The following is a 21,588-nucleotide window of genomic DNA, read 5'->3' on the forward strand; positions in this document are numbered from 1 at the left end:
CAACTTTATCCACAGGCTGTTGATAATATTATGGGTCAGATCACATATTCACATCCAAAAGTAATACAATCATAGCAAAAGAAGCCCCGCATTTCAACGTATGGCGAGATTTTATCCACAAATTCAATAACTTGTGTATAATTTTTAGTCACAACACAATATATTGTTTATAAATTGTTTAATTTTCGACAGCATGACCTAAAGTACAGAAAATTTTTATACACAGGATATCCGTCGAAAGATGCTAAATGATGTGCAAAAGTGGACTTGCAGTGTGAATAACTTGGTTGTGGATAAACTGAAAGTGAATTGAAGTGAGTAAGTGGAAAATGAGACGAAGTGTAGAGAGGTCTTTTTCAACCTCATGAGGTACTACGTAGTAATAAGGTGACGTATTTGGTTGCTGAATACTCATAAAGGGATGGTTGATTAAATTAAAAGTGACCAGGAGAAAATGAGTGAGGGACATAAGTATGACTGTGCTCACTGAATTGTGACAAAATATCATCAAAAAGAGGAAGACCCCGAAGCCGTTTATGGCTTCGGGATCTTCTCTACTTATATATGAAGCGTAGACATTTTGCGTTGGAATGCAGCAATGTCTGCATATTCCTCTTCCAGTTTGCGCGAAATTCGAATGTAGATCGGCAGCAGCTCCTGATAGAGGGAGGCATTTTCTTTGACCGGCGTATGCCGGTGAGTTGTGCCTATCATTGAGGAAACATCTTCAAGAGACTTGATTCGTCCTGTAGCATATAGGCCAAGTACAACAGCGCCGAGGCATGAACTTTCAAAGCTCTCAGGCACAACGACTTCCTGATTAAAGATGTCGGACATCATCTGCCGCCACAACGGCGAACGTGCAAATCCACCCGTAGCTTGAATAGAGGTGGGTTGCCCGATCTGTTCCTCCATGGCAAGCAGAACGGTATAGAGATTGAAAATAACCCCTTCAAGTACTGCACGAATCATATGCTCTTTCTTATGATGGAGGGTCAGGCCAAAAAAGGAGCCTCGAGCATCTGGGTTCCAGAGTGGAGCACGTTCGCCCGAGAGGTACGGATGGAACAACAACCCTTCGGAGCCAGGTGGAACACGTTCTGCAATTTTGGTTAGTACATCATAGGAGTTGATACCGAGGCGTTTCGCTGTTTCTACTTCAGACGCGGCAAACTCATCCCGAACCCAGCGGAAAAGCATTCCACCGTTATTTACAGGCCCACCTACAACCCAAAGTTTTTCCGTCAGGGCATAACAGAAGGTACGGCCTTTCGGATCAGTCACAGGGCGATCAACGACAGTACGAATGGCTCCACTCGTGCCGATGGTTGCGGCGACGATGCCCGGTTTGATGGCATTAACGCCAAGGTTGGATAATACCCCGTCACTTGCGCCAATGACAAAGGGCGTGGAGGGGGAGAGAACCATTTTTTCGGCCCATTCAGGATGCATTCCCTCTATTGTATAAGTCGTCGGTACAAGCTTTGATAGATGATTCGGTGTGATCCCTGCGATGTCTAGTGCTTCCTGATCCCAGTCCAGTTGTTCAAGGTTCAGCAGCCCTGTACAGGAAGCGATGGAATGATCGACAATATATTGCCCAAATAGACGGAAGAAAAGGTACTCTTTAATCGAAATAAACTTTGCCGTGCGTTCGAATAGTTCTGGCTCGTCATGACGCAGCCACATCAATTTGGTCAGGGGCGACATCGGATGAATGGGGGTGCCTGTACGTAGATAGATCTGATGACCGACGCCATTTTCTTGCAGCTTGGTGGACCAAGCTGCGCTTCGATTGTCAGCCCAGGTGATGCAGCGCGTCAGCGGATGATCGTTCTGATCCATGGCGATGACACTGTGCATGGCTGAACTGCAGGATACGAAGAGAACGTGGTTAGCGGAAATTCCGCTCTGGGTCATCACGCCGCGTACAGAGCTAATGGCTGCTTGCACAATCTCATCCGGGTCTTGTTCTGCAACATCCGGAGCGGGTGTATAGAGCGGATATTCCTGAGTAGAGGTTGTGACCACCTCGCCTTGCTCTGTGAATAAAACAGATTTGGTGCTAGTCGTTCCGATATCGATTCCAATCATATAGTTGGTCATTCGTCTTTCCTTCTTTCGATTTTTTACATGAAAAAAACTGATGTTAACGTATGATCACACCACTGTACTTAGTAGCAAGATAAAGATCAGTCCAACCACAGAAAGCAGTGTTTCCATAACAGTCCACGTCTTCAGTGTCTGAGCAACACTCATATTGAAGAACTCCTTGATCATCCAGAAGCCTGCATCATTAACATGTGAAAGTACAAGGGAGCCTGCACCCGTAGCAAGTACAACCAGCTCAATGTTAGCTCCTGGTGTAAGAGCGAGTACTGGAGCAACAATACCAGCAGCTGTAGTCATCGCAACTGTAGCTGATCCAGTAGCAACACGAATGAGTGCGGCTACAAGCCAGGCAAACAAAATGACGTTAATGTGTGCATTTGTAGCGAATTCTGCAATGGCATTGCCAACGCCACTATTAATCAGCACCTGTTTGAAGGCACCGCCGCCACCAATAATGAGAATAATAGTAGCTGTAGGGGCCAGACATTCACTGGTGAAGCGGGAAAGTTCATGTTTGGTAAACCCGCGGGCAAAGCCGAGTGAAAAGAGAGCGAAAACAACAGAGATCAAAAGCGCAATAATCTCATTGCCGATAAACTCGCTAAAAACGGTAAATCCACTTGTTGCATCAGGATCAACGATGTTCGCAATGGAGCCGATCAGCATCAAAATGACGGGTAGCAGAATCGTAAGCAATGTAATGCCAAATCCGGGCAAATTACTGTTTTTCTTAGCCGAGAACTGTTCAGCGAGTTCAGCTGGTGGTTCGGTGTGAATTCTTTTGCCAATAAATTTACCGAATACCGGTCCGGCAATAATCGCAGTAGGGATGCCCACAATTAAAGAATACAGAATCGTTTTTCCCAGATCCGCGTTGAAGGCTTCAATGGCAATCATCGGTGCCGGATGTGGTGGAACAAGCCCGTGAACTGTGGAGAGACCAGCCAAAATAGGAATTCCGATCTGAAGCAGGGACATATTGGTTTTGCGGGCTACCGTGAAAATGATTGGAATCATTAGAATGACGCCGACTTCAAAGAAAACAGGAATACCTACAATGAATCCAACAATCATCATGGCCCAGTGCACACGTTTCACACCGAATCGATCAACAAGAGTCGTTGCAATCTGCTCGGCACCGCCGGATTCAGCCATCATTTTACCAAGCATTGTGCCAAGTCCGATGACAATAGCAATCGTTCCTAAAGTACCGCCAAGTCCGCCCGTAATGGAGGAAATGACATCAGCTGGTTTCATACCTGCAAGCAAACCAAGCATTAATGCAGATAATAGAAGGGTGATAAAGGGGTTCCATTTATATTTGGAGATTAACAGGATCAGGAAGATGATCGCGATCAACGTCCAGATCAGCAATGTAGCATTATGGGATAATCCGAAAATCGTGCTCATGATGTAATTACTCCTTCGTCTTGGGGATCAACGCTTACAATGAAAACAGTGTTAAGAAAATTAACGCCTTGGTCTGATAACAATGTCAATGAAGCAAACTATTCTTATCATGTCCGAAAAATGAATAAACATCGCATTTTGTATACTTGTCGACAAGTTAAGTGGCAATCATTCACGTCGTTGACGCTGGATTGATTGCACACTCTACCGTCACTCCTAAGAAATCTGTAGGGAACGCTGGAGGTTCTAACAGATACCAAGATTTCTGACAAAGGTAAGCTTAAGAACTCAAGTTCCAAATTCAAAGCTTTCGTGTAACGTTTGGCCGGAGTCTTTAAAATATGTGCGTACCCCGTTCTGGATCAGAACTTTGTCCCCTGATTCCAGAGCAGTTGCAAGGGAGCGGTGTTTTTCAATTACAGCGGTTACTTTGGGCTCGCCTTGGGCAAATACTCTACGCGTAGTAAGCAGCATGACCGTCATAACGACATACCTGATGCTCTTCCACAAATGTGAGATGCGGGAATGGGCAGCTGCCTCGACAATGGTCTCGTGAAACGTGAGATCCTGATAAGCAAATTCGACAGCATCTTGATGTTTGCCAGCGAGTTGCATTTTGTCGATGATATTTCTCAGCTGAGTGATTAGTGCTGGAGGCACATCTGCCGCTAGCCGTTGCTGTACAAAGCTTTCAATGAGAAAACGTACATCATACAGTTCTTCGACATCCTTCATATTCAGGCCCAAGATCACAACGCCCATCCGTTCAAGCCGAATCAGTCCTTCATTTGACAACGTTCTCAACGCTTCGCGAACAGGCGAGCGGCTGCTGTCAAAATCAGCAGCAATTCGATTTTCCGACAAAATTTCCCCAGGCCGCAGGGTTCCGTTGATGATTCTCAGCCTTAATTCGCAAGCTATGGCCTCACCGCGAGATGCTCCTTGAAGCCAGGAAGATGGAAATTGCATATGGCTAACGCTCCTAAATTAAGTAATCCGTACATTAGAATCATAACACAATGTGCTGCACCTCAGAATTCGGTCAATGTCGGAAAACCGAATTGCTAAAAGTGCTTAGTCAGAAGTGATAAAAGCTTTGCTAAGTTCCCATCCGTTCATATCTAGTCGATCGTTTGCAAAATAACATGAATCAAAAGCAACAGGTATACTTGTATACAAGATATTTTCCATCCTACACCTTTCTCAAAAGGTTGTAAACCTTCACAGTAAAGCGGATACATTCAAAATATATTAAGCTTTCATATATCCCGAATTCAACCTAATATTCTTTATCCACATGTGAATAACTTAAAACAGGAAGGTAGAGTTTTTGTATAGATCGCTAAGGGATGTGGATAACAAAAAGAGCCGAAACATCAGGCTTTTTTAGGAATTGGGGATAACTATTTTTGATGATTTGGTGGCTAAACATTGAGGAGAAAAGTCCATGATAGGGGTGGTATGTTTTTTGAGCTCTGGAAAGCATATGAAAAAGAGGGAGGGAGGCGTCGCTTTTCAGTTGACTTTTCCAATTGGACGTGGTTAAATATATAAAGGTGTTTTCTGTGAAGATGAAAAGGATTCATCACATAAGTATTTCCTTGTAAGGAGGTGCAATACATTGAGACCTACATTCAAACCGAACGTTAGCAAACGTAAAAAAGTTCATGGTTTCCGTAAAAGAATGAGCACAAAAAACGGCCGTAAAGTTTTGGCTGCACGTCGCCTGAAAGGCCGTAAAGTCCTGAGTGCTTAATGCATCTGAAGACCACCGAGGTGGTCTTTTTTTTCTTAAAATGGATATTTTGGTCAGGTTTATGGTGTAAATCATCATGATATTGGCTGTGAGAAAAGGGACCGCCCAACTAAACATATAATGTAGATTATGTTCCTCTTTTCGGAAGCTTACCTTATATACAAGTTGTCGCCAAGACGGTTTACCGTCGATCAAGAAAGCCTATACTAAATCAGTAATGAGGCCTCCGTCAATAACATGGATGGGGGACAGCAAGGAGAAGCGCCGTGTATAAAAGATTGCGTCTGCGAAACCGGGCGGATTTTAGCCGCGTATATCGGTATGGAAAATCGTTTGCCAATCATCAATTCGTGGTGTATGGCTGCCGCCGTAAAGATACGGAACAATTCCGGGTGGGCGTATCATGCAGCAAAAAAATCGGTAACGCTGTTGTGCGTAACCGGATGAGGCGTATGATCAAAGAAATTGTTCGGCATCATGAGCAAGAGATTGTTACGCAGATGGATTTGATTTTCATCGTTCGTAAGGGAGCTTTGGACATGTCCTATAAGGAAATGGAGAAAAGTCTGCTGCATGTCATGCGTAAGGCCTCTCTGTTGAAGTCTTGCAAGCGGTAAGCTTCGGTTTATTTGTCCTCCTAATTATGGTATGATTTACGGTGGAATGGAATGGTTAAGAGAGGGGTTATGAAGTGTCGCGATTGAAGACATCTAAGGGGAAGTGGATTCTCCTCATTGCAGTCATTGCAATGGTCACTGTACTCGCCGGATGTACTCCGCAAGGTGCAGGAGTTACAACGGAAGATCTGAAGAATAGTGAGTCATTCTGGCAGGCCAATGTTGTGTACTGGTTCTCACTGGCGCTGGATACATTCGCCAACTGGTTTAACGGTGAATATGGACTGGCCGTCCTTGTGATGGTGCTGATTGTACGGACATTGATTTTGCCATTAACGATGAAACAGGTTCGCAGCTCCAAAGCAATGCAGGCCATTCAGCCGCAGCTTAAGGAGATTCAAGCCAAGTATAAAGATACACCTGAAAAAGTTCAGCAAGAAACGATGAAATTGTTCCAGGAGAACAAGGTTAATCCGATGGCCGGCTGTCTGCCTCTTATCATTCAGATGCCGATATACATCGCACTTTATAACTCCATTTACGGAAACTCCAGTCTGAGAACGCATGATTTCTTGTGGCTCCAGCTGGGATCACCGGATCACCTGTTTATTTTGCCAGTGCTGGCTGCGATCACAACATTCATTCAAACGTGGATGATGATGCGTATGAATCCTGCACAGCAGATTGGCCCAATGCAGTTCATGCTGTGGGTGTATCCGATTTTGATTTTTGTTATGTCGTATCAGTTCCCGTCAGCGTTGCCGCTTTACTGGTTCTACAGTAATATTTACACCATCGTGCAAAACTATTTCCTTTACCGGAATAATGATAAAGTTGTGGCCGAGGTCAACGTGAAGCAAAGCAGCTCTTCCAAAAATGGAGCTAAACGCAAAAACGGTGGCAAGGCAACCGTCTCTGGGAAAGGGTCGAAAGGGGCCAAAAAATCGAAATGACCACAGTCATTACGTCAGGAAAAACCGTTGAAGATGCTGTAAACCAAGGATTGGCTGAGCTTGGCGTAAGCCGGGACAAGGTCGAGATACAAGTGTTAGAGCAGCCGTCAAAAGGATTCCTGGGTTTGTTCGGGGTGAAGGCTGCTAAAGTTGAAGTGAAACTGTTGTCCGTACCCGAAGCTGTACCACAGCCGATCAAACCAGCCACACCTGAACCTGAGATTGAAGCATTACTTGAGGGTGTAGCAGTCCATAATCCCTATGAAGAAGCGGCTGCGTTTTTGAAAGAGGTTGCGGCAGGTATGGGGTTGGATGTCGAAGTGCATATCAAGAAACAGCGAGATGGTCATATCTTCAATATCTCCGGGGAAGACCTTGGCATGATTATTGGCAGACGTGGACAGACGCTGGATGCTCTTCAGTATTTGACCAATATCGTAGCCAACCGCTACTCGGAGAGCTTTGTTCGCATCGTACTTGATGCCGAGAACTTCCGCCAGCGCCGGCGGAAAACGCTTGAAGATCTGGCTGAACGATTAGCTGGACAAGCGATCCGCACAGGTAAGGAAGTTGTGCTAGAGCCGATGCCTCCGCTTGAACGTAAAGTGATTCATGCCAAACTGCAAAATCACCCGCAGATTAAGACCTTAAGTAAGGGCGAGGAGCCCAATCGGCGTGTGGTTATTACGTTGAAATAACACGCAATTGATGACGCAATGGCTGCCTGCCCGGTGCAGAAGCCATTGCTTTTTTCGTACCGAAGTATATGAGACAGGTAGAGTACCCATAGAGTTGAATATGTGTTGGCATTCTCCGGGATGGGATGGATGACAACTTCATTATAGAGAGTAGGGAGAGATCACAATGATTAGCGATACGATTACAGCCATATCTACGGCGGTTGGTGAAGCCGGCATAGCCGTTATTCGCGTCAGCGGGCCGGATGCGGTGACCGAGACAGAGAAGATTTTTCGCAGCAAAACACCTTTGACTCAGGCACCTTCCCATACGGTTCATTACGGTCATATTATAGATCCTGGCCATGGGGAAAAGGTTGAAGAGGTACTGGTCACGGTGATGCGTGCGCCTCGTTCCTTCACCACAGAGGATGTTGTTGAGATTAGTGCACATGGTGGTGTCGTATCTGTTAAGCGGGTGATGGATCTGCTACTGCAGCTGAACATCCGTTTGGCTGAACCGGGCGAATTTACGAAACGTGCTTTCCTCAATGGACGGATTGACTTGTCCCAAGCAGAAGGGGTCATGGATCTAATACGTTCGAAGTCAGATCGTGCCTTCTCGGTAGCACTGAAGCAGGTAGAAGGTAAACTCTCCTCCAAGCTTCGTGATTTGAGATATACGCTGGTCGAGACACTGGCTCATATCGAAGTGAATATCGATTATCCTGAGCATGATGTGGAATCATTAACGTCTGAATTTATTAAAGAAAAATCCAGCGAGGTTATGGCTGAGATCGATAAGTTGCTCACAACAGCAGAACAAGGGAAAATATTGCGTGAAGGTATTACGACAGCGATCGTCGGAAGACCTAACGTGGGTAAATCTTCATTAATGAATACACTTGCGCAAGATAACCGGGCAATCGTTACCGATATTCCAGGAACGACCCGCGATGTCATTGAAGAATTCATTACAATAAACAATATCCCTTTGAAGCTGCTCGATACCGCTGGAATCCGGGAGACGATGGACGTTGTTGAGAGAATTGGGGTAGAGCGCTCACGTTCTGCTGTCAATGATGCGGATCTGATTCTGATGGTTGTGAATGCGGCTGAGCCTCTTCATCAGGATGAGATTGAATTGCTGGAACAAATCCGCGGTAGACAATCAATTATCATTATGAATAAAATGGACTTAACACCACAGATTGACCGTGACGTTCTGCTCCGTTACATTCCCGAGGAGCGGCTTGTCCCGATGTCGGTGAAGGATGATCTGGGCGTTGATCGATTGGAAGATGCCATCTCGACGCTGTTCTTCAGTGGAAAGCTGGAGTCTGCTGACTTGACATATGTAAGTAATGTTCGCCACATTGCCTTATTGAAAAAGGCGAAGCAATCTCTGATCGATGCGTATGAGGCTGCGGATCAGTTTGTTCCAATTGATATGATCCAGATCGATGTTCGTTTGGCATGGGAGCAGCTCGGAGAGATCGTGGGAGATACAGCGCATGATGCATTAATAGATCAGATTTTTTCCCAGTTCTGTCTAGGAAAGTAAATCATTATCCCGTTTCTTTCATTGAAATGGTTGTGTATGATGGGAAGGTACAATTTCTGCCCGTTGTCAAAGGATGGAATGATGTTGTTGCCAGAAAGTGTTGGTTTTCATATAGATAACAGCAAAATTAAGGAGGTAATACACATGGCTTTTGATGGCGGCAGATATGATGTTATTGTCGTTGGAGCAGGACATGCCGGGGTAGAGTCAGCTCTTGCAGCAGCCCGAATGGGTTCAAAAACTCTGATGATTACGATCAACCTCGACATGGTGGCTTTCATGCCTTGTAACCCATCCATTGGTGGGCCGGCAAAAGGACACGTTGTACGTGAAATAGATGCACTGGGCGGGGAAATGGGCCGGAATATTGACAAAACCTTTATCCAGATGCGGATGTTGAATACGGGTAAAGGACCTGCCGTTCATGCGCTGCGTGCGCAAGCGGATAAGTTCTCTTATCAGCATACAATGAAAGAAACGATGGAGAAAGAACCTAATCTGACCATGCGTCAGGGTATGGTGGATCGTCTGATTGTTGAGGACGGTCAGTGTGTCGGAGTTGTCACTCAAACAGGTACCGAATATCGTGCCAAAGCTGTAGTGCTCACAACAGGAACATATTTGCGCGGTAAAGTTATTATGGGAGAGCTGATGTATGAGAGCGGACCAAACAATCAACAGCCATCCCTTAAATTGTCGGAGCATCTGCGTGAGCTGGGCTTCGAGCTTGTACGTTTCAAAACAGGTACACCACCACGTGTGCATAAGGATACGATTGATTTTAGCAAAACTGAAATTCAGCCCGGTGATGATGAGCCGAAGTTCTTTTCCTATGAGACAAAATCTTCTACAAATGAGCAGCTACCTTGCTGGCTGACGTATACTTCTGTGGAAACTCATCAAATTATTAATGATAATCTGCATCGTGCGCCGATGTTCTCTGGTGTGATTGAAGGAACAGGGCCGCGTTACTGTCCATCCATTGAGGATAAAATCGTGCGTTTTAGCGATAAGCCGAAGCATCAGATTTTCCTGGAGCCAGAGGGTAAAAATACGTCCGAGTATTATGTACAGGGCTTGTCTACAAGTTTGCCAGAGGATGTACAGCTTGCTGTTCTTCGCTCCATTCCAGGAATGGAAAAAGTCGAAATGATGCGTAACGGTTACGCGATTGAATACGATGCGATGGTACCAACGCAATTGTGGCCTTCTCTGGAAACAAAACGTCTGCCTGGATTGTTCACAGCAGGTCAGATTAATGGTACTTCCGGGTATGAGGAAGCCGCTGGACAAGGGGTAATGGCTGGAATTAACGCAGCACGTAAAGTGCAGGGCAAAGAGGCTATTGTGCTTGATCGTTCCCAAGGTTACATTGGTGTACTCATTGATGATCTTGTTACCAAAGGGACGAATGAGCCCTACCGTCTGTTAACTTCTCGTGCCGAGTATCGTTTGCTGCTCCGTCATGACAATGCGGATATGCGTCTTACGGAGATTGGTCATGACATTGGATTGATCACCGAGGAACGTTATGAAGCTTTCTTGGACAAAAAAGCAAAAGTCGAGCAGGAGATTGCACGTCTGAAAGAGGCAAAAGTACGTCCAGTTGAGGTTAATGCCAAACTTGAAGAGATTGGTTCTACACCGATTCAAGATGGAAGTACATTGCTGAATCTGATGCGTCGTCCTGAGATTGGCTATGACTGGATCGAGCAGATTTCTCCTTCCGAGGTTGAACTGACGGCTGATATGAAGGAACAAGTCGAAATTCAGATCAAATATGCAGGATATATAGAGAAACAATTGATTCACGTGGAACGTTTGCTGAAAATGGAGAAAAAGAAAATTCCAGACACCATCGTATATGATGAGATTCATGGTCTTGCGATGGAAGCCAAGCAGAAGCTTGCAAAGATCCGTCCAATCTCCATTGGTCAGGCATCTCGTATAGCGGGTGTTACACCTGCGGATATTTCCATTTTGCTTGTCTACCTGGAGCATTATAATCGCGTTACCGCAGCAAGGGGACAATAATGGACGATATTCAACAGCAGTTGCAGCTACGCTTGAAGGAGCATGGCTTGGAAGTTGGAGAACTCCAGCTGGAACAGTTCGAAATGTATTATAAAGAACTTGTCTCCTGGAATGAAAAAATGAATCTTACCGGTATCACAGATCGTGAGCAGGTATATACCAAACATTTTTATGATTCGGTATCGTTAGCGTTTTATACGGATATGACCAAAGTAAACAAACTAGCTGACATCGGATCAGGAGCAGGGTTCCCGGGAATCCCGCTTAAGATTTGTTTTCCACATATCCAGCTTACAATCATTGACTCATTGAATAAACGGATTGGTTTCTTACAGCATGTAGTGGATACACTTGGTCTGGAGCAGGTCGAATTGATCCATGGTCGTGCTGAGGAGCTGGGCCGCAAAGAAGGATATCGGGACAGCTATGATCTGGTTACTGCACGTGCGGTAGCCAAGCTTGCGGTATTGAATGAATTCTGTCTTCCTTTTGTACGTAAAAGCGGTATGTTCGCTGCCATGAAGGGTGGAGACCCGCGGGAGGAAATGAAAGAAGCCGAATTCAGCTTTAATCAGCTGAAAGGGCGGGTAAAGGCAGTTCATCCATTCCAGCTTCCGGTAGAGGAATCAGAACGTCATATCATTTTGATTCAGAAGTTTGATAAGACACCACATAAATATCCTCGTAAACCGGGAACACCGCTCAAAACTCCACTTGTTTAGCAGTATGACATGAGGATAAAAACAAAATAACGCGTCGAATGACAAGAGAGAAAGAGAGGATGTTTCACGTGAAACATCCTCTCTTTTTTTAATTATTTTTAAAATAGAGTTGAGTTAAATTAAATTTGAACTGTGGAATGAGATTTTCCATACAAAATCAGGACTAGAAATAGTCTTAGCCCACCAGGATCGGACGTACATGTGAATTTTTCATACAAAGATATTAGGCAAGCCAGGAATTCTTATAAGATGAGAAAAGTTTTCTCTTTAATGGGAACTGCAAAAATTTCATAGATTAGCCGGAATAGGTAGAGCATCATTCTTTCAATTTCATAATAAACAGAATAAAAAGCAGGAAAATTTGATTCTTTTAAAGAATAGGTAAACATAGGATTATGGTGAAAAAGATGATAGAATAGAAGTAACAGTTTATGCGTAAACAGTGATCTTAGATTAGTTCATATTAATAGATGGTTAAGGATTTGATGCTGTTTCGCAGCAGGCAATACGAATGGCATAACTTATTTCAGTAACGATGAATATGAAGTCTCGCTTATGGAATAAGAAGCACCTGCTCTTGTGGGAGCTATTACGAAACTAGGTGGTAATCTACGGAATGAAAGAACAATTTTCGAAGTTGTTTGGTTTGGCGGAGCGCAGTAACGGAGATGAGATTAAACAGGTCCCGGTTAACGAAATTGTGAGCAGCCCGTATCAACCCCGTACTATTTTTGATGATGATAAAATTGATGAGTTGTTGCAAACGATCAGAACACATGGCGTTATTCAACCTATTGTTGTGCGGGTTCGTAATGGATCATATGAGATCATCGCTGGGGAACGTCGCTGGCGTGCTGTTCGCAAACTAGGCCTTGAGCACATCCCGGCCATTGTGCGTGAATTCAACGACTCTCAAGCCGCATCCATTGCTCTAATTGAGAATTTGCAGCGTGAAGGGTTAACTTCAATTGAGGAAGCGGTTGCCTACCAAAAGTTGATTGATTTGCATCAATTGACACAGGAGAGCCTTGCTCAACGACTCGGTAAAAGCCAATCTACCATTGCCAATAAGATTCGGTTGTTGCAGCTTCCAGAAGGTGTAAAAACAGCCTTGATGGAGCGCAAAATATCTGAACGTCATGCAAGAGCCTTGTTGTCTCTGGATACGGAAGAACTGCAATTGAAATTGCTGGGCGAGATTATCGACAAGGAATTAAACGTGAAGCAGACAGAGGTACGTGTTGCTTTTTACAAGGAAGCATCCAAGATTAAAAAGTCCAAACGGATATCCTTTACTAAGGATGTAAGACTGGCACTTAACACGATTCGTCAATCCATCGATATGGTAACAGGTTCAGGTATGGATATCAAAACCAAAGAAGCGGATCATGAGGATCATTACGAAATCGTTATTCATATTCCAAAACGCAAATAATTGAAGCTTAAGGCGGCAATGGCCGCTTTTTCTGTCTATATAGTCAGTTTTTCATGCGACGTGAAGGGAACAAATCGTTCTGTTAAGGAAACGGTAGTTGTTGTTCTTGTGGACGGTGACCGCCTGCTTATTGTTAACTTGTAACTCACAACCTACAAGAAAAGACTCCTATTTTATTTGAGGTGAAGGTATTGTCTAAGATTATGGCCGTAGCAAATCAAAAGGGCGGTGTGGGGAAAACAACGACATCGGTTAACTTGGGTGCAGGACTTGCTTCACTCGGGAAGAAGGTACTGCTTGTTGATATTGACCCCCAAGGAAATACAACGAGCGGAGTCGGAATTAATAAAGCAGATGTGGCGAATTGTATATATGATGTCCTGATTAATGATGTGCCTCCACAGGAAGCGATCGCGGAGACACAGATTGAAGGACTCCATATCATACCTGCAACGATTCAACTTGCCGGAGCCGAGATCGAATTGGTATCCACCATATCGCGAGAAGTTCGTCTGAAGAAGGCGCTCGCACAAGTGAGAAATAATTATGATTATATTCTTATTGACTGCCCGCCATCGCTCGGAATGTTGACAATTAACTCATTAACTGCCTCCGATTCCGTGATTATACCGATTCAATGTGAGTATTATGCATTGGAAGGATTAAGCCAATTGCTGAATACAGTCCGGCTGGTACAAAAACATTTAAACACTTCTCTTCAGATTGAAGGCGTATTATTGACGATGTTTGATGCCCGTACGAATCTTGGCATTCAAGTTATAGAAGAAGTGAAGAAGTATTTTCAGCAAAAAGTATATCAAACGATTATTCCGCGTAATGTACGACTGAGTGAGGCACCATCTCACGGACAATCCATTATTACGTATGATCCCCGTTCCCGAGGAGCGGAAGTGTATCTAGAGCTCGCAAAGGAAGTGATTTCTTATGAGTAAGCGGCTTGGAAAAGGACTTGATGCCCTCATTCCTTCGCTTTCAATTAATGACGATGATAAAGTCGTAGAAATCCCGATTAGCCAACTGCGGGCTAACCCTTATCAGCCGAGAAAAGCATTTGATGAGGAAGCAATACATGAACTGGCGGAATCGATCCGGCAACACGGCGTGATCCAACCCATTATCGTTCGCCCTGTACTCCGTGGTTATGAGATTATTGCAGGTGAGCGCAGATTTAGGGCATCACAGTATTGTGGTAATGCGACCATTCCAGCGGTTGTTCGTACCTTTAATGATCAGCAGGTTATGGAAATAGCCCTGATTGAGAACCTGCAGCGGGAGAATCTGAATGCAATGGAACTGGCGGTTGCCTACCAGGGATTAATGGATCAATTTTCTTTGACTCAAGAAGAGTTGTCCGTGAAGGTCGGCAAATCACGCTCTCACATCGCTAACTTTTTGCGATTGTTGGCTTTGCCAGAGGAAGTAAAGGATCATGTTTCACGTGGAACATTGTCAATGGGGCATGCACGTGCCATTGTTGGGGTGAAAGATGAGAGCTTGGTTAAACAGCTAGCTAAACAGTCCATTGATCAGCAATGGAGTGTTCGTGAGCTGGAAGAAGCAGTGCAACAACTTGATCGTTCCAAAACAGGTGAAGTGAAGGCTAAGGCCAAGCTAAAGAAGAAAGATCCGTTTATCGACACCTTGGAAGAGTCACTACGGGAACGATTTAAAACGACAGTGAAAATTAAACATGGTCAGAAAGATAAAGGTAAAATAGAGCTCAACTACTATAGCAAGCAAGATCTCGAACGGTTATTAGAACTGTTGCAATAGCAACTCGGGTGCATCATTAACAACATGCAGAGCTACTCATGTCATGACATATCGACTCTGTGTCTTGGAGAAACGATATGTCATTCTTTGTTTGTAAACAAATCCTGTAATTATTTCTTATGAGCTGAGGTGGTAGGAGGGTGGAGAAAACAATCTATCTGGATCATGCAGCAACATCTTGGCCTAAACCACCTGCTGTTGGTGAGGCAATGATGAATGCCCTCGAATTTGCTGGAGCTAACCCAGGCAGGGGGAGTCATCGTATGGCTGTGCAGGCGAGCAGGGTTTTGTTTGAAACAAGAAAAGGCCTAGCGACTCTGTTTGGTATTAAAAACCCTAATGATATTGCATTTGGTTCGAATACAACGGAAGCTCTTAACCTCGCGATTCAGGGTGTGCTTCGAGAGGGTGATCATGTGATAGCCACCATGGCGGAACATAATTCAGTTCGGCGCCCACTGGAGTTCCTTCGCAAACAGGGTAAAATTGAGGTTGATTATGTACCTGTCACAGCCTATGGGGCAATGGATTTGAAACAGATGGAGCGGATGTTTCGAAAAAATACTCGTTTGGTCGTATGTACACACAGTTCTAATCTTCTAGGCAGTATTTTGCCAATTGGAGAAATCTCAGAACTATGCCGTCAACATCAGGCTCTTTTACTGGTGGATGCAGCTCAGAGCGTTGGGGTAATGCCGGTGGATGTAGGAAAACTAGGCATTGATATGCTTGCTTTTCCAGGACATAAGGGGTTGCTGGGACCCCAAGGTACAGGCGGCTTGTACATCGCTCCTGAGCTTGATGTGCAACCTCTGGTTCATGGAGGCACGGGTAGTCAATCCGAGGCGATAGAGCAGCCTAAAGTGCGCCCAGATCGATATGAAGCAGGGACTCCTAATACGGTGGGGATTGCTGGGTTAGGAGCGGGGGTGAAGCATGTACTTGCTATGACACCTGCTTCAATCTATCAGCATGAGTGGGAGTTGACACAACTTATAATGGAAGGACTTTCTTCAATTAAGGGTATTCAACTTTTGGGTCCAGACATTGGACAACCTCGTTCAGGATTAGTATCCTTTATAGTTGAGGGATATGATTCGGCTCAGCTTGCATTCCGGCTGGATCGGAATTATGGTATTGCGGTTCGCTCAGGATTTCACTGTACCCCACTTGCGCATGAGTCAGCAGGTACAACAGCTACCGGAGCTGTCAGAGCAAGCGTTGGATACAATTCTACCCATGAAGAGGCCGAGGAACTCATTCGGGCCATTACTGAGCTGACAGCAGAGAAGTAAGGAATAATAAAATTGTTCAACCTTCTGTTATTTAAATTGGAAATATATGATTAATTCCTTGAATAACGGGTTGATTTATAATAAAAGCTAAGGACTACGGACAGACGTGAATCTGATCAAAAACATAGAGGGGTAGTTGCACTTACATGGCTGAATTAAATGAGCTGATTCTGGAACAGCTGTTGTGGATTATTGGCGGATTGGCATTGCTTACGGTAATTTTGTTGATCGTGAGTATTGCTCAAGGGGCAAAGTTACGGAAATTCAAACGTAAATACGAAGCCATGATGGCTGGCAGTGGTGTGGAGGATTTGGAGTCCTTATTGATTAATCTGAAGATTCAGATGGACAGTATTGAGGACGAACACAAACTGCAAACGAATCAGTTGCAAACAGCATTGCAGAAGCTGGCTCGTATTCAGGGCAAGGTCGGCGTGAAAAGATACAACGCTTATGGAGAGCGTGGTAGCGACCTGAGCTTTTCGATAGCCATGATTAATGAAACTCAGGACGGTATGATCCTTACAGGATTATTCAATCGTGATGGTTCATATGTATATGCAAAACCTCTAAAAGGGGGAGAGTCAACGTATACACTTTCCCCAGAGGAGAAGGAAGCTATTACTCTGGCACAGCAAGCAGAGTAGAGCGGGTATGCCATTCCCGAATGGCCGAATACAGACTACTTGCTATAATTTCAGACATCCGCATAACGAGACTAAGCCGTGTGTTCTGAAGCACAAAGTATTCCATAAAACCGCCGACGTTAACGATACCTGTCAGATGGATATCGCCGACCGGCGGTAATTCTTTATTTACCCCCGCGCCAGGCTTAAGGGGGCCGTTTACGACTTGGATACAACCGACACTAGAGGATTGACCAAGACAGGCATCAATGCCAATCACATACGGATTGTGATGGGTGTTGTAGATTTTGTGGAGCGTGTCTTGCAGATTTACAGCATGAACGGGCTCATCCAATGTGCCATATAGATGGAACAGAGGGCTGTCCCATTTTGCAAGTGACGTACCAACCAGCGGTCCGAGACAGTCACCTGTGGAGCGATCTGTACCGATGCAGACGATCACTACATTTTGCAAGGAATGTGCCTTGTAGAGATGGAACATTAAACGATGTACAATGGCAGAATGCACACCTGGATCGGTATGAGGAACTTTTAGGCTGGTCAGATCTTGCGACGAAAAGGAACGCGAAGTAGGGTTCATAGGATCTATCCTTTCCCTTGGAATAGTAGTATCAGTATATGGAAAGGTAGAGTATTTTATACTTCGGAAGGACAGGCTTTTTGCCTCAGAGTGGTTGAAGTTTGAAAGGAGCAGGACATGGACGAATGGCTGGATGATTGGATGTTGATTGCATTTGATTCAACGCAACAGGCATTGCGAGCAGAGATGCTGCTAGAGTTTGCTGAGATCGAGATTGACTTGTTTCCGACACCTAAGGAGATTACGGCAGGCTGTGCACTGTGTATTCAGTTTCCAAAAGAGGATATGATGCGAGTACAGAAAATTATTCGTGATGAGTTTGTTGAGATTCGCGGCCTCTATTTCAAAACCGAAGACAGCTATGATAACATACCGATGTAGAGGAGTGATCAGACATGATGTCATTTTATTTTGCCCAGGGAAATGATTCTGATAATGAAACTGCTGCACAGGCAGTGACTAATGCCATCCGTTGGACGGATCAGGTGTGGGCTAAAATTTCGGATACGGATATGTGGCTTAACATCATGTTCAGTTCGATTCGCATCCTCATTATTTTCATTATCACCCGTATTGTCATTAAAGTGGTGTCTCGGGTTATTGATCGTTCGATGGCACGGAAGCAGGAAGGCAAAATTCGCGTCAACCCGCGCAGATTCGTTACGATTGGTGAGTTGTTGAAAAATGCGACCTCGATAACATGTAATTTCATTATGATTTTGTTACTGTTATCGGAGATCAATGTACAAGTTGGGCCATTGCTAGCTAGTGCCGGTGTACTGGGGCTTGCAATTGGTTTTGGTGCTCAGGGATTGGTGAAGGATGTCATCACTGGATTCTTTATTATTCTAGAGGATCAGTTTGCTGTAGGAGATGTAATTCAGACAGGCACATTCAAAGGAACTGTTGAAGTCATTGGCCTAAGAACAACCAAACTGGTAAGCTGGCAAGGGGAAGTACACATCATTCCGAATGGTACGATTGCAAGTGTGACTAACTATTCGATGTCTAATTCGCTCGCTGTAGTGGATATCCCGATGAAGGCTGATCTTACGCTGGATGAGTCCGTACACTTGGTGAAGCAATCACTCGCAGGTATTGAGGAACGAGATTTGAATATCGTGAAGGTTCCTGATGTGCTGGGTATTCAGTCCATGTCCACTTCTGATTATGTCATACGTGTGGTAGCAGAATGTATGCCGAACTCCCGGTCTTCGGTGGAGCGCCAAATCCAGGGAGATGTGAAGAAAATACTGGAGTACCATGAGAGAAGCAAGTTGGCTGCATTAGAGCAGGCGGCTGCGATGGATAATGATGAGGGAGATGGTGCAGGTGGAGCGTAAAAGTTTCCAGCTTGGAGATATTGTACAGATGAAAAAGCAGCACCCCTGTGGAAGCAATGAGATGGAGATCATTCGGATGGGGATGGATATCCGGATCAAATGTGTTGGATGTAAACACAGCGTGTTGATTCCCCGGGCTAAGTTTGAGAAAAACATGAAGAAAGTGCTTCGTTCGGTGGAAGAGGATACGCAGTCCTGAGGGCAGGGTGGAAGAGGAAAACCAATACCCAGTTTTGGCAACATGATAAACCAGAAAGCCGCGATAAAACGTACTGGTGAAATAGCGTTTACATGCATGCAGCGCACAGGTATTGCTTTCCTTCTACAAGCGTGATATAATCAATTTTGCTGCGGAAAGGTACCCAAGAGGCCCAAGGGGGCTGACTCGAAATCAGCTAGGCGTGTCACAGCGTGCGTGGGTTCGAATCCCACCCTTTCCGCCACTTAAGTCATTTAGATATTCGGAAGATGCTTACATAACTCCATTGACTGGAGTCTTTATAAACAACGCTGAAGAGACTTTCCAATTGGGGAGTCTTTTTATTTTACTTCTTTTAATTACTTTTAGCGGTTCTTTATAATGGTCATCTATAAAAAATAAAGAGCCCAGAAGGGCTCTTTATCCGGCGGTACATGTTTAGTTAGATCACAATCGGTCGTAACGATAGAAACGCTGGCTGTACTGCTTGCAGCAATACCTGTGCTTCAGACAAGAGTCTTATACACCCACAAGCTTCTTATATTACGTGATGCATCTCCAACATCGAAAAATCGGCTTCGTTGTCCAACGGAACCACACCTCTCTCGTGTACCGCCTGATTGTATTATGTGCTAACTGACGTTTTATATACGCGGTATTGAAAAAATATTTAGTGGACGCGTGCTTTGGTCAGCTTTTTCCACTTGCGGTTGTGATTACTCGTTTCCGGAAAGGCCTCGCCTTTTTTCAACGTTACTCGCTTGGGATCATTAATCTCCGTGTGAAAGCTTTTCTCTCCGACTTCAGTGTACTCTCCATCATTCGGTGCTTTGTCTCCTGGTTCGAACTCGGTTCTTTCACCCATAATAAGCAGCCTCCTCTACAGATTGCAGATCGTAATAACTTCTATAGTGTGTTCCGGCAAGGAGCTGATCATGTTAGTGATTATGTACCAATATGTACAGGGAACGTTTGCTTGCATTTGGTCTCCGTATTTGTTATATTAATATAGTTCGAGTTTGTGCTCGTTCCTTGCTCTCAACCTGGATTGAGGGCCAGAGTCCATAAGGAGGTGAAAATTATGCGCAAATATGAAGTGATGTACATTATTCGTCCTGACGTTGAGCAAGAAGTTGTTCAAGCTACAGTCGATAAATTCCAAGGCATCATCTCCAACGGCGGTGGTGAGGTTACAGCTCACGACGTTATGGGTAAACGCCGTCTTGCGTATGAGATCAAGAAATTCCGTGATGGTGTTTATGTTCTGGTACACTTCACTGCTGAACCAGCAGTAGTTACTGAGCTTGAGCGTCTCATGAAGATTTCTGACGAAGTTATTCGTTATCTCATTACAAACGACGTTAAGTCTGCCTAAGACAATAACTCGTGATTATCGCACCAATACGCTCAGAAGGAGGGGATTACATTGTTGAACCGTGTCATTCTGATCGGCCGGTTAACCCGGGATCCTGAGTTGCGTTATACTCCAGCAGGAGTAGCCGTGACACAATTTACTTTGGCCGTAGACAGACCGTTTACAAGCCAAGGAGGAGAGCGGGAAGCAGATTTTATTCCGGTCGTAACCTGGAGACAGCTTGCCGAGACTTGTGCAAACTATTTGCGTAAAGGTCGTCTGGCTGCAGTCGAAGGACGCATTCAAGTACGGAACTACGAGAATAACGAAGGAAAACGTGTATACGTGACCGAAGTCATTGCCGATAATGTTCGTTTCTTGGAGTCAGCTAACCGTGAAGGCGGTGGCGGCGGGGGTCAACCTATGCGTGAAGAGCCTTCTTATGGAGGCGGCGGCGGACGTGCAAGCAACAATAATGCTGCGCGTAGCAACAATCAGGATCCTTTTTCCGATGACGGAAAACCGATTGATATATCGGATGATGATTTGCCATTTTAACGTGAGCCGTTACTCGTTACGAGATTTCGGTTACATGATAGGAAAGGACTGAAAAGCATGGGCTTCAAGCAAAGAGAAGGCGGAGACGATAAAAGACCGGCACGTCGTGGTGGTCGCAACAAACGTCGTAAAGTGTGCTTCTTCACAGCGAACAAAATTACTCACATCGATTATAAAGATACGGACTTGCTTCGTAAATTTATCAGCGAACGTGGAAAAATTTTGCCACGCCGTGTAACAGGTACTAGCGCTAAATATCAACGCATGCTGACGATTGCAATCAAACGCTCCCGTCAAATCGCATTGCTGCCATACACAACTGAGTAGTCTTTACTCAGTTTGCATACAAGAGCAGTCGGCTTATAGCCGGCTGCTTTTTTGTTTGTAAATGCTATGAATCCTGAGGATAAGCATACTATATGAAAATTAAAGAAAATGAAAACGTATAATCATGTAATTTTTACAGAAGAAGCATTCAAAGCTGAGATGAATTATAATAGAAGTTAGTTTACCTGAAATGAAGCCTTTGAATAGAAAA

Annotated in this window: 23 protein-coding genes and 1 tRNA gene; 19 read left to right on the forward strand and 5 right to left on the reverse strand. The window is 44.6% G+C overall.

Translation table 11 applies throughout. From position 1 onward, the window contains the following. Positions 1 to 558: 558 nt before the first annotated feature. The 3 genes from gntK to EC604_RS26295 all read right to left on the reverse strand — a co-directional run bounded on the left by gntK (position 559) and on the right by EC604_RS26295 (position 4,491). Positions 559 to 2,106: a gluconokinase gene (gene gntK, locus EC604_RS26285; protein ID WP_123066989.1), complete on the reverse strand. Its 1,548-nt coding sequence runs from the start codon at positions 2,104 to 2,106 to the stop codon at positions 559 to 561. A gap of 54 nt (positions 2,107 to 2,160) precedes the next feature. After that, complete coding sequence (locus EC604_RS26290; RefSeq protein ID WP_123066990.1) at positions 2,161 to 3,522, reverse strand: gluconate:H+ symporter; 1,362 nt, start codon at positions 3,520 to 3,522, stop codon at positions 2,161 to 2,163. A 288-nt stretch (positions 3,523 to 3,810) separates the two neighbouring features. Then, positions 3,811 to 4,491: a GntR family transcriptional regulator gene (locus EC604_RS26295; protein ID WP_123066991.1), complete on the reverse strand. Its 681-nt coding sequence runs from the start codon at positions 4,489 to 4,491 to the stop codon at positions 3,811 to 3,813. A gap of 652 nt (positions 4,492 to 5,143) precedes the next feature. Here EC604_RS26295 and rpmH point away from each other — a divergent pair. The 12 genes from rpmH (at position 5,144) to EC604_RS26355 (ending at position 17,016) form a co-directional block, all read left to right on the forward strand. Continuing rightward, on the forward strand, positions 5,144 to 5,278 hold the full coding sequence (gene rpmH, locus EC604_RS26300; RefSeq protein WP_019914530.1) for a 50S ribosomal protein L34: 135 nt from the start codon (positions 5,144 to 5,146) through the stop codon (positions 5,276 to 5,278). Between the two features lie 266 nt (positions 5,279 to 5,544). Beyond that, entirely contained in the window at positions 5,545 to 5,895 is a 351-nt protein-coding gene (gene rnpA / locus EC604_RS26305; protein WP_123066992.1) for a ribonuclease P protein component, read from the forward strand. Between the two features lie 74 nt (positions 5,896 to 5,969). Beyond that, positions 5,970 to 6,848 carry a YidC/Oxa1 family membrane protein insertase gene (locus tag EC604_RS26310; RefSeq protein ID WP_123066993.1) on the forward strand — a complete coding sequence of 293 codons (879 nt, stop codon included), beginning with the start codon at positions 5,970 to 5,972 and terminating at the stop codon, positions 6,846 to 6,848. Continuing rightward, entirely contained in the window at positions 6,845 to 7,546 is a 702-nt protein-coding gene (gene jag, locus EC604_RS26315) for an RNA-binding cell elongation regulator Jag/EloR (protein WP_123066994.1), read from the forward strand. The genes EC604_RS26310 and jag overlap by 4 nt, the downstream gene beginning before the upstream one ends. A 166-nt stretch (positions 7,547 to 7,712) precedes the next feature. Further along, on the forward strand, positions 7,713 to 9,089 hold the full coding sequence (gene mnmE / locus EC604_RS26320) for a tRNA uridine-5-carboxymethylaminomethyl(34) synthesis GTPase MnmE (protein ID WP_123066995.1): 1,377 nt from the start codon (positions 7,713 to 7,715) through the stop codon (positions 9,087 to 9,089). 144 nt (positions 9,090 to 9,233) lie between these two features. After that, the gene (gene mnmG / locus EC604_RS26325; RefSeq protein ID WP_123066996.1) at positions 9,234 to 11,123 is read left to right on the forward strand and encodes a tRNA uridine-5-carboxymethylaminomethyl(34) synthesis enzyme MnmG; all 1,890 of its coding nucleotides are present in this window, start codon (positions 9,234 to 9,236) and stop codon (positions 11,121 to 11,123) included. Continuing rightward, positions 11,123 to 11,845, forward strand: coding sequence for a 16S rRNA (guanine(527)-N(7))-methyltransferase RsmG (gene rsmG / locus EC604_RS26330; RefSeq protein WP_123066997.1), 723 nt, complete (start codon positions 11,123 to 11,125; stop codon positions 11,843 to 11,845). Before mnmG ends, rsmG begins: the two co-directional genes overlap by 1 nt. 616 nt (positions 11,846 to 12,461) lie before the next feature. After that, entirely contained in the window at positions 12,462 to 13,280 is an 819-nt protein-coding gene (gene noc / locus EC604_RS26335) for a nucleoid occlusion protein (protein WP_123066998.1), read from the forward strand. A gap of 191 nt (positions 13,281 to 13,471) precedes the next feature. Next, positions 13,472 to 14,233, forward strand: a complete 762-nt coding sequence (locus EC604_RS26340) for a ParA family protein (RefSeq protein WP_090923627.1) — start codon at positions 13,472 to 13,474, stop codon at positions 14,231 to 14,233. After that, positions 14,226 to 15,074, forward strand: coding sequence for a ParB/RepB/Spo0J family partition protein (locus EC604_RS26345; RefSeq protein WP_123066999.1), 849 nt, complete (start codon positions 14,226 to 14,228; stop codon positions 15,072 to 15,074). Before EC604_RS26340 ends, EC604_RS26345 begins: the two co-directional genes overlap by 8 nt. 140 nt (positions 15,075 to 15,214) lie before the next feature. Then, positions 15,215 to 16,369 (forward strand): aminotransferase class V-fold PLP-dependent enzyme, encoded by a 1,155-nt coding sequence (locus tag EC604_RS26350; RefSeq protein WP_123067000.1) that lies wholly within the window; start codon positions 15,215 to 15,217, stop codon positions 16,367 to 16,369. A 146-nt stretch (positions 16,370 to 16,515) separates the two neighbouring features. Continuing rightward, positions 16,516 to 17,016 (forward strand): DUF4446 family protein, encoded by a 501-nt coding sequence (locus EC604_RS26355; RefSeq protein WP_123067001.1) that lies wholly within the window; start codon positions 16,516 to 16,518, stop codon positions 17,014 to 17,016. Here EC604_RS26355 and yyaC read toward each other — a convergent pair. After that, the gene (gene yyaC, locus EC604_RS26360) at positions 16,991 to 17,596 is read right to left on the reverse strand and encodes a spore protease YyaC (RefSeq protein ID WP_123067002.1); all 606 of its coding nucleotides are present in this window, start codon (positions 17,594 to 17,596) and stop codon (positions 16,991 to 16,993) included. The two genes, EC604_RS26355 and yyaC, sit on opposite strands and share 26 nt — an antisense overlap. Before the next feature lie 117 nt (positions 17,597 to 17,713). Here yyaC and EC604_RS26365 point away from each other — a divergent pair, with 117 nt between their 5' ends. The 4 genes from EC604_RS26365 to EC604_RS26380 all read left to right on the forward strand — a co-directional run bounded on the left by EC604_RS26365 (position 17,714) and on the right by EC604_RS26380 (position 19,382). Continuing rightward, entirely contained in the window at positions 17,714 to 17,977 is a 264-nt protein-coding gene (locus EC604_RS26365; RefSeq protein ID WP_192895163.1) for a DUF3343 domain-containing protein, read from the forward strand. Positions 17,978 to 17,991: 14 nt separating this feature from the next. Next, positions 17,992 to 18,939, forward strand: a complete 948-nt coding sequence (locus EC604_RS26370) for a mechanosensitive ion channel family protein (protein ID WP_123067003.1) — start codon at positions 17,992 to 17,994, stop codon at positions 18,937 to 18,939. Beyond that, positions 18,929 to 19,138: a DUF951 domain-containing protein gene (locus EC604_RS26375; protein WP_123067004.1), complete on the forward strand. Its 210-nt coding sequence runs from the start codon at positions 18,929 to 18,931 to the stop codon at positions 19,136 to 19,138. Before EC604_RS26370 ends, EC604_RS26375 begins: the two co-directional genes overlap by 11 nt. A 153-nt stretch (positions 19,139 to 19,291) precedes the next feature. After that, positions 19,292 to 19,382, forward strand: a tRNA-Ser gene (locus EC604_RS26380). 426 nt (positions 19,383 to 19,808) lie between these two features. On the opposite strand, the gene EC604_RS26385 is transcribed toward EC604_RS26380, so the two are convergent. Further along, positions 19,809 to 20,003, reverse strand: coding sequence for a YjzC family protein (locus tag EC604_RS26385; RefSeq protein WP_090923589.1), 195 nt, complete (start codon positions 20,001 to 20,003; stop codon positions 19,809 to 19,811). A 216-nt stretch (positions 20,004 to 20,219) separates the two neighbouring features. Here EC604_RS26385 and rpsF point away from each other — a divergent pair, with 216 nt between their 5' ends. The 3 genes from rpsF to rpsR are packed head-to-tail and all read left to right on the forward strand — an operon-like array spanning position 20,220 to position 21,377. Next, positions 20,220 to 20,513 (forward strand): 30S ribosomal protein S6, encoded by a 294-nt coding sequence (gene rpsF / locus EC604_RS26390; protein WP_024629534.1) that lies wholly within the window; start codon positions 20,220 to 20,222, stop codon positions 20,511 to 20,513. Between the two features lie 51 nt (positions 20,514 to 20,564). Further along, positions 20,565 to 21,050 (forward strand): single-stranded DNA-binding protein, encoded by a 486-nt coding sequence (gene ssb, locus EC604_RS26395; RefSeq protein WP_090923588.1) that lies wholly within the window; start codon positions 20,565 to 20,567, stop codon positions 21,048 to 21,050. A 57-nt stretch (positions 21,051 to 21,107) separates the two neighbouring features. After that, complete coding sequence (gene rpsR / locus EC604_RS26400; protein WP_090923587.1) at positions 21,108 to 21,377, forward strand: 30S ribosomal protein S18; 270 nt, start codon at positions 21,108 to 21,110, stop codon at positions 21,375 to 21,377. The last annotated feature ends 211 nt before the right edge of the window (positions 21,378 to 21,588 follow it).

Origin of the sequence: Paenibacillus amylolyticus, from assembly GCF_003719335.1 — a bacterium.
Lineage (GTDB): Bacteria > Bacillota > Bacilli > Paenibacillales > Paenibacillaceae > Paenibacillus > Paenibacillus amylolyticus_D.

What these genes read in the sequence shown, in the direction of transcription:
- mnmE (WP_123066995.1), top strand. Translation starts at nt 7,713, where the DNA reads ATGATTAGCGATACGATTACAGCCATATCTACGGCGGTTGGTGAAGCC.
- yyaC (WP_123067002.1), bottom strand. Translation starts at nt 17,596, where the DNA reads ATGAACCCTACTTCGCGTTCCTTTTCGTCGCAAGATCTGACCAGCCTA.
- rpsR (WP_090923587.1), top strand. Translation starts at nt 21,108, where the DNA reads ATGGGCTTCAAGCAAAGAGAAGGCGGAGACGATAAAAGACCGGCACGT.
- noc (WP_123066998.1), top strand. Translation starts at nt 12,462, where the DNA reads ATGAAAGAACAATTTTCGAAGTTGTTTGGTTTGGCGGAGCGCAGTAAC.
- mnmG (WP_123066996.1), top strand. Translation starts at nt 9,234, where the DNA reads ATGGCTTTTGATGGCGGCAGATATGATGTTATTGTCGTTGGAGCAGGA.
- jag (WP_123066994.1), top strand. Translation starts at nt 6,845, where the DNA reads ATGACCACAGTCATTACGTCAGGAAAAACCGTTGAAGATGCTGTAAAC.
- EC604_RS26385 (WP_090923589.1), bottom strand. Translation starts at nt 20,003, where the DNA reads ATGGGTGAAAGAACCGAGTTCGAACCAGGAGACAAAGCACCGAATGAT.
- gntK (WP_123066989.1), bottom strand. Translation starts at nt 2,106, where the DNA reads ATGACCAACTATATGATTGGAATCGATATCGGAACGACTAGCACCAAA.
- EC604_RS26370 (WP_123067003.1), top strand. Translation starts at nt 17,992, where the DNA reads ATGATGTCATTTTATTTTGCCCAGGGAAATGATTCTGATAATGAAACT.
- EC604_RS26365 (WP_192895163.1), top strand. Translation starts at nt 17,714, where the DNA reads ATGGACGAATGGCTGGATGATTGGATGTTGATTGCATTTGATTCAACG.
- rpsF (WP_024629534.1), top strand. Translation starts at nt 20,220, where the DNA reads ATGCGCAAATATGAAGTGATGTACATTATTCGTCCTGACGTTGAGCAA.
- EC604_RS26355 (WP_123067001.1), top strand. Translation starts at nt 16,516, where the DNA reads ATGGCTGAATTAAATGAGCTGATTCTGGAACAGCTGTTGTGGATTATT.
- rsmG (WP_123066997.1), top strand. Translation starts at nt 11,123, where the DNA reads ATGGACGATATTCAACAGCAGTTGCAGCTACGCTTGAAGGAGCATGGC.
- EC604_RS26345 (WP_123066999.1), top strand. Translation starts at nt 14,226, where the DNA reads ATGAGTAAGCGGCTTGGAAAAGGACTTGATGCCCTCATTCCTTCGCTT.
- EC604_RS26290 (WP_123066990.1), bottom strand. Translation starts at nt 3,522, where the DNA reads ATGAGCACGATTTTCGGATTATCCCATAATGCTACATTGCTGATCTGG.
- EC604_RS26295 (WP_123066991.1), bottom strand. Translation starts at nt 4,491, where the DNA reads ATGCAATTTCCATCTTCCTGGCTTCAAGGAGCATCTCGCGGTGAGGCC.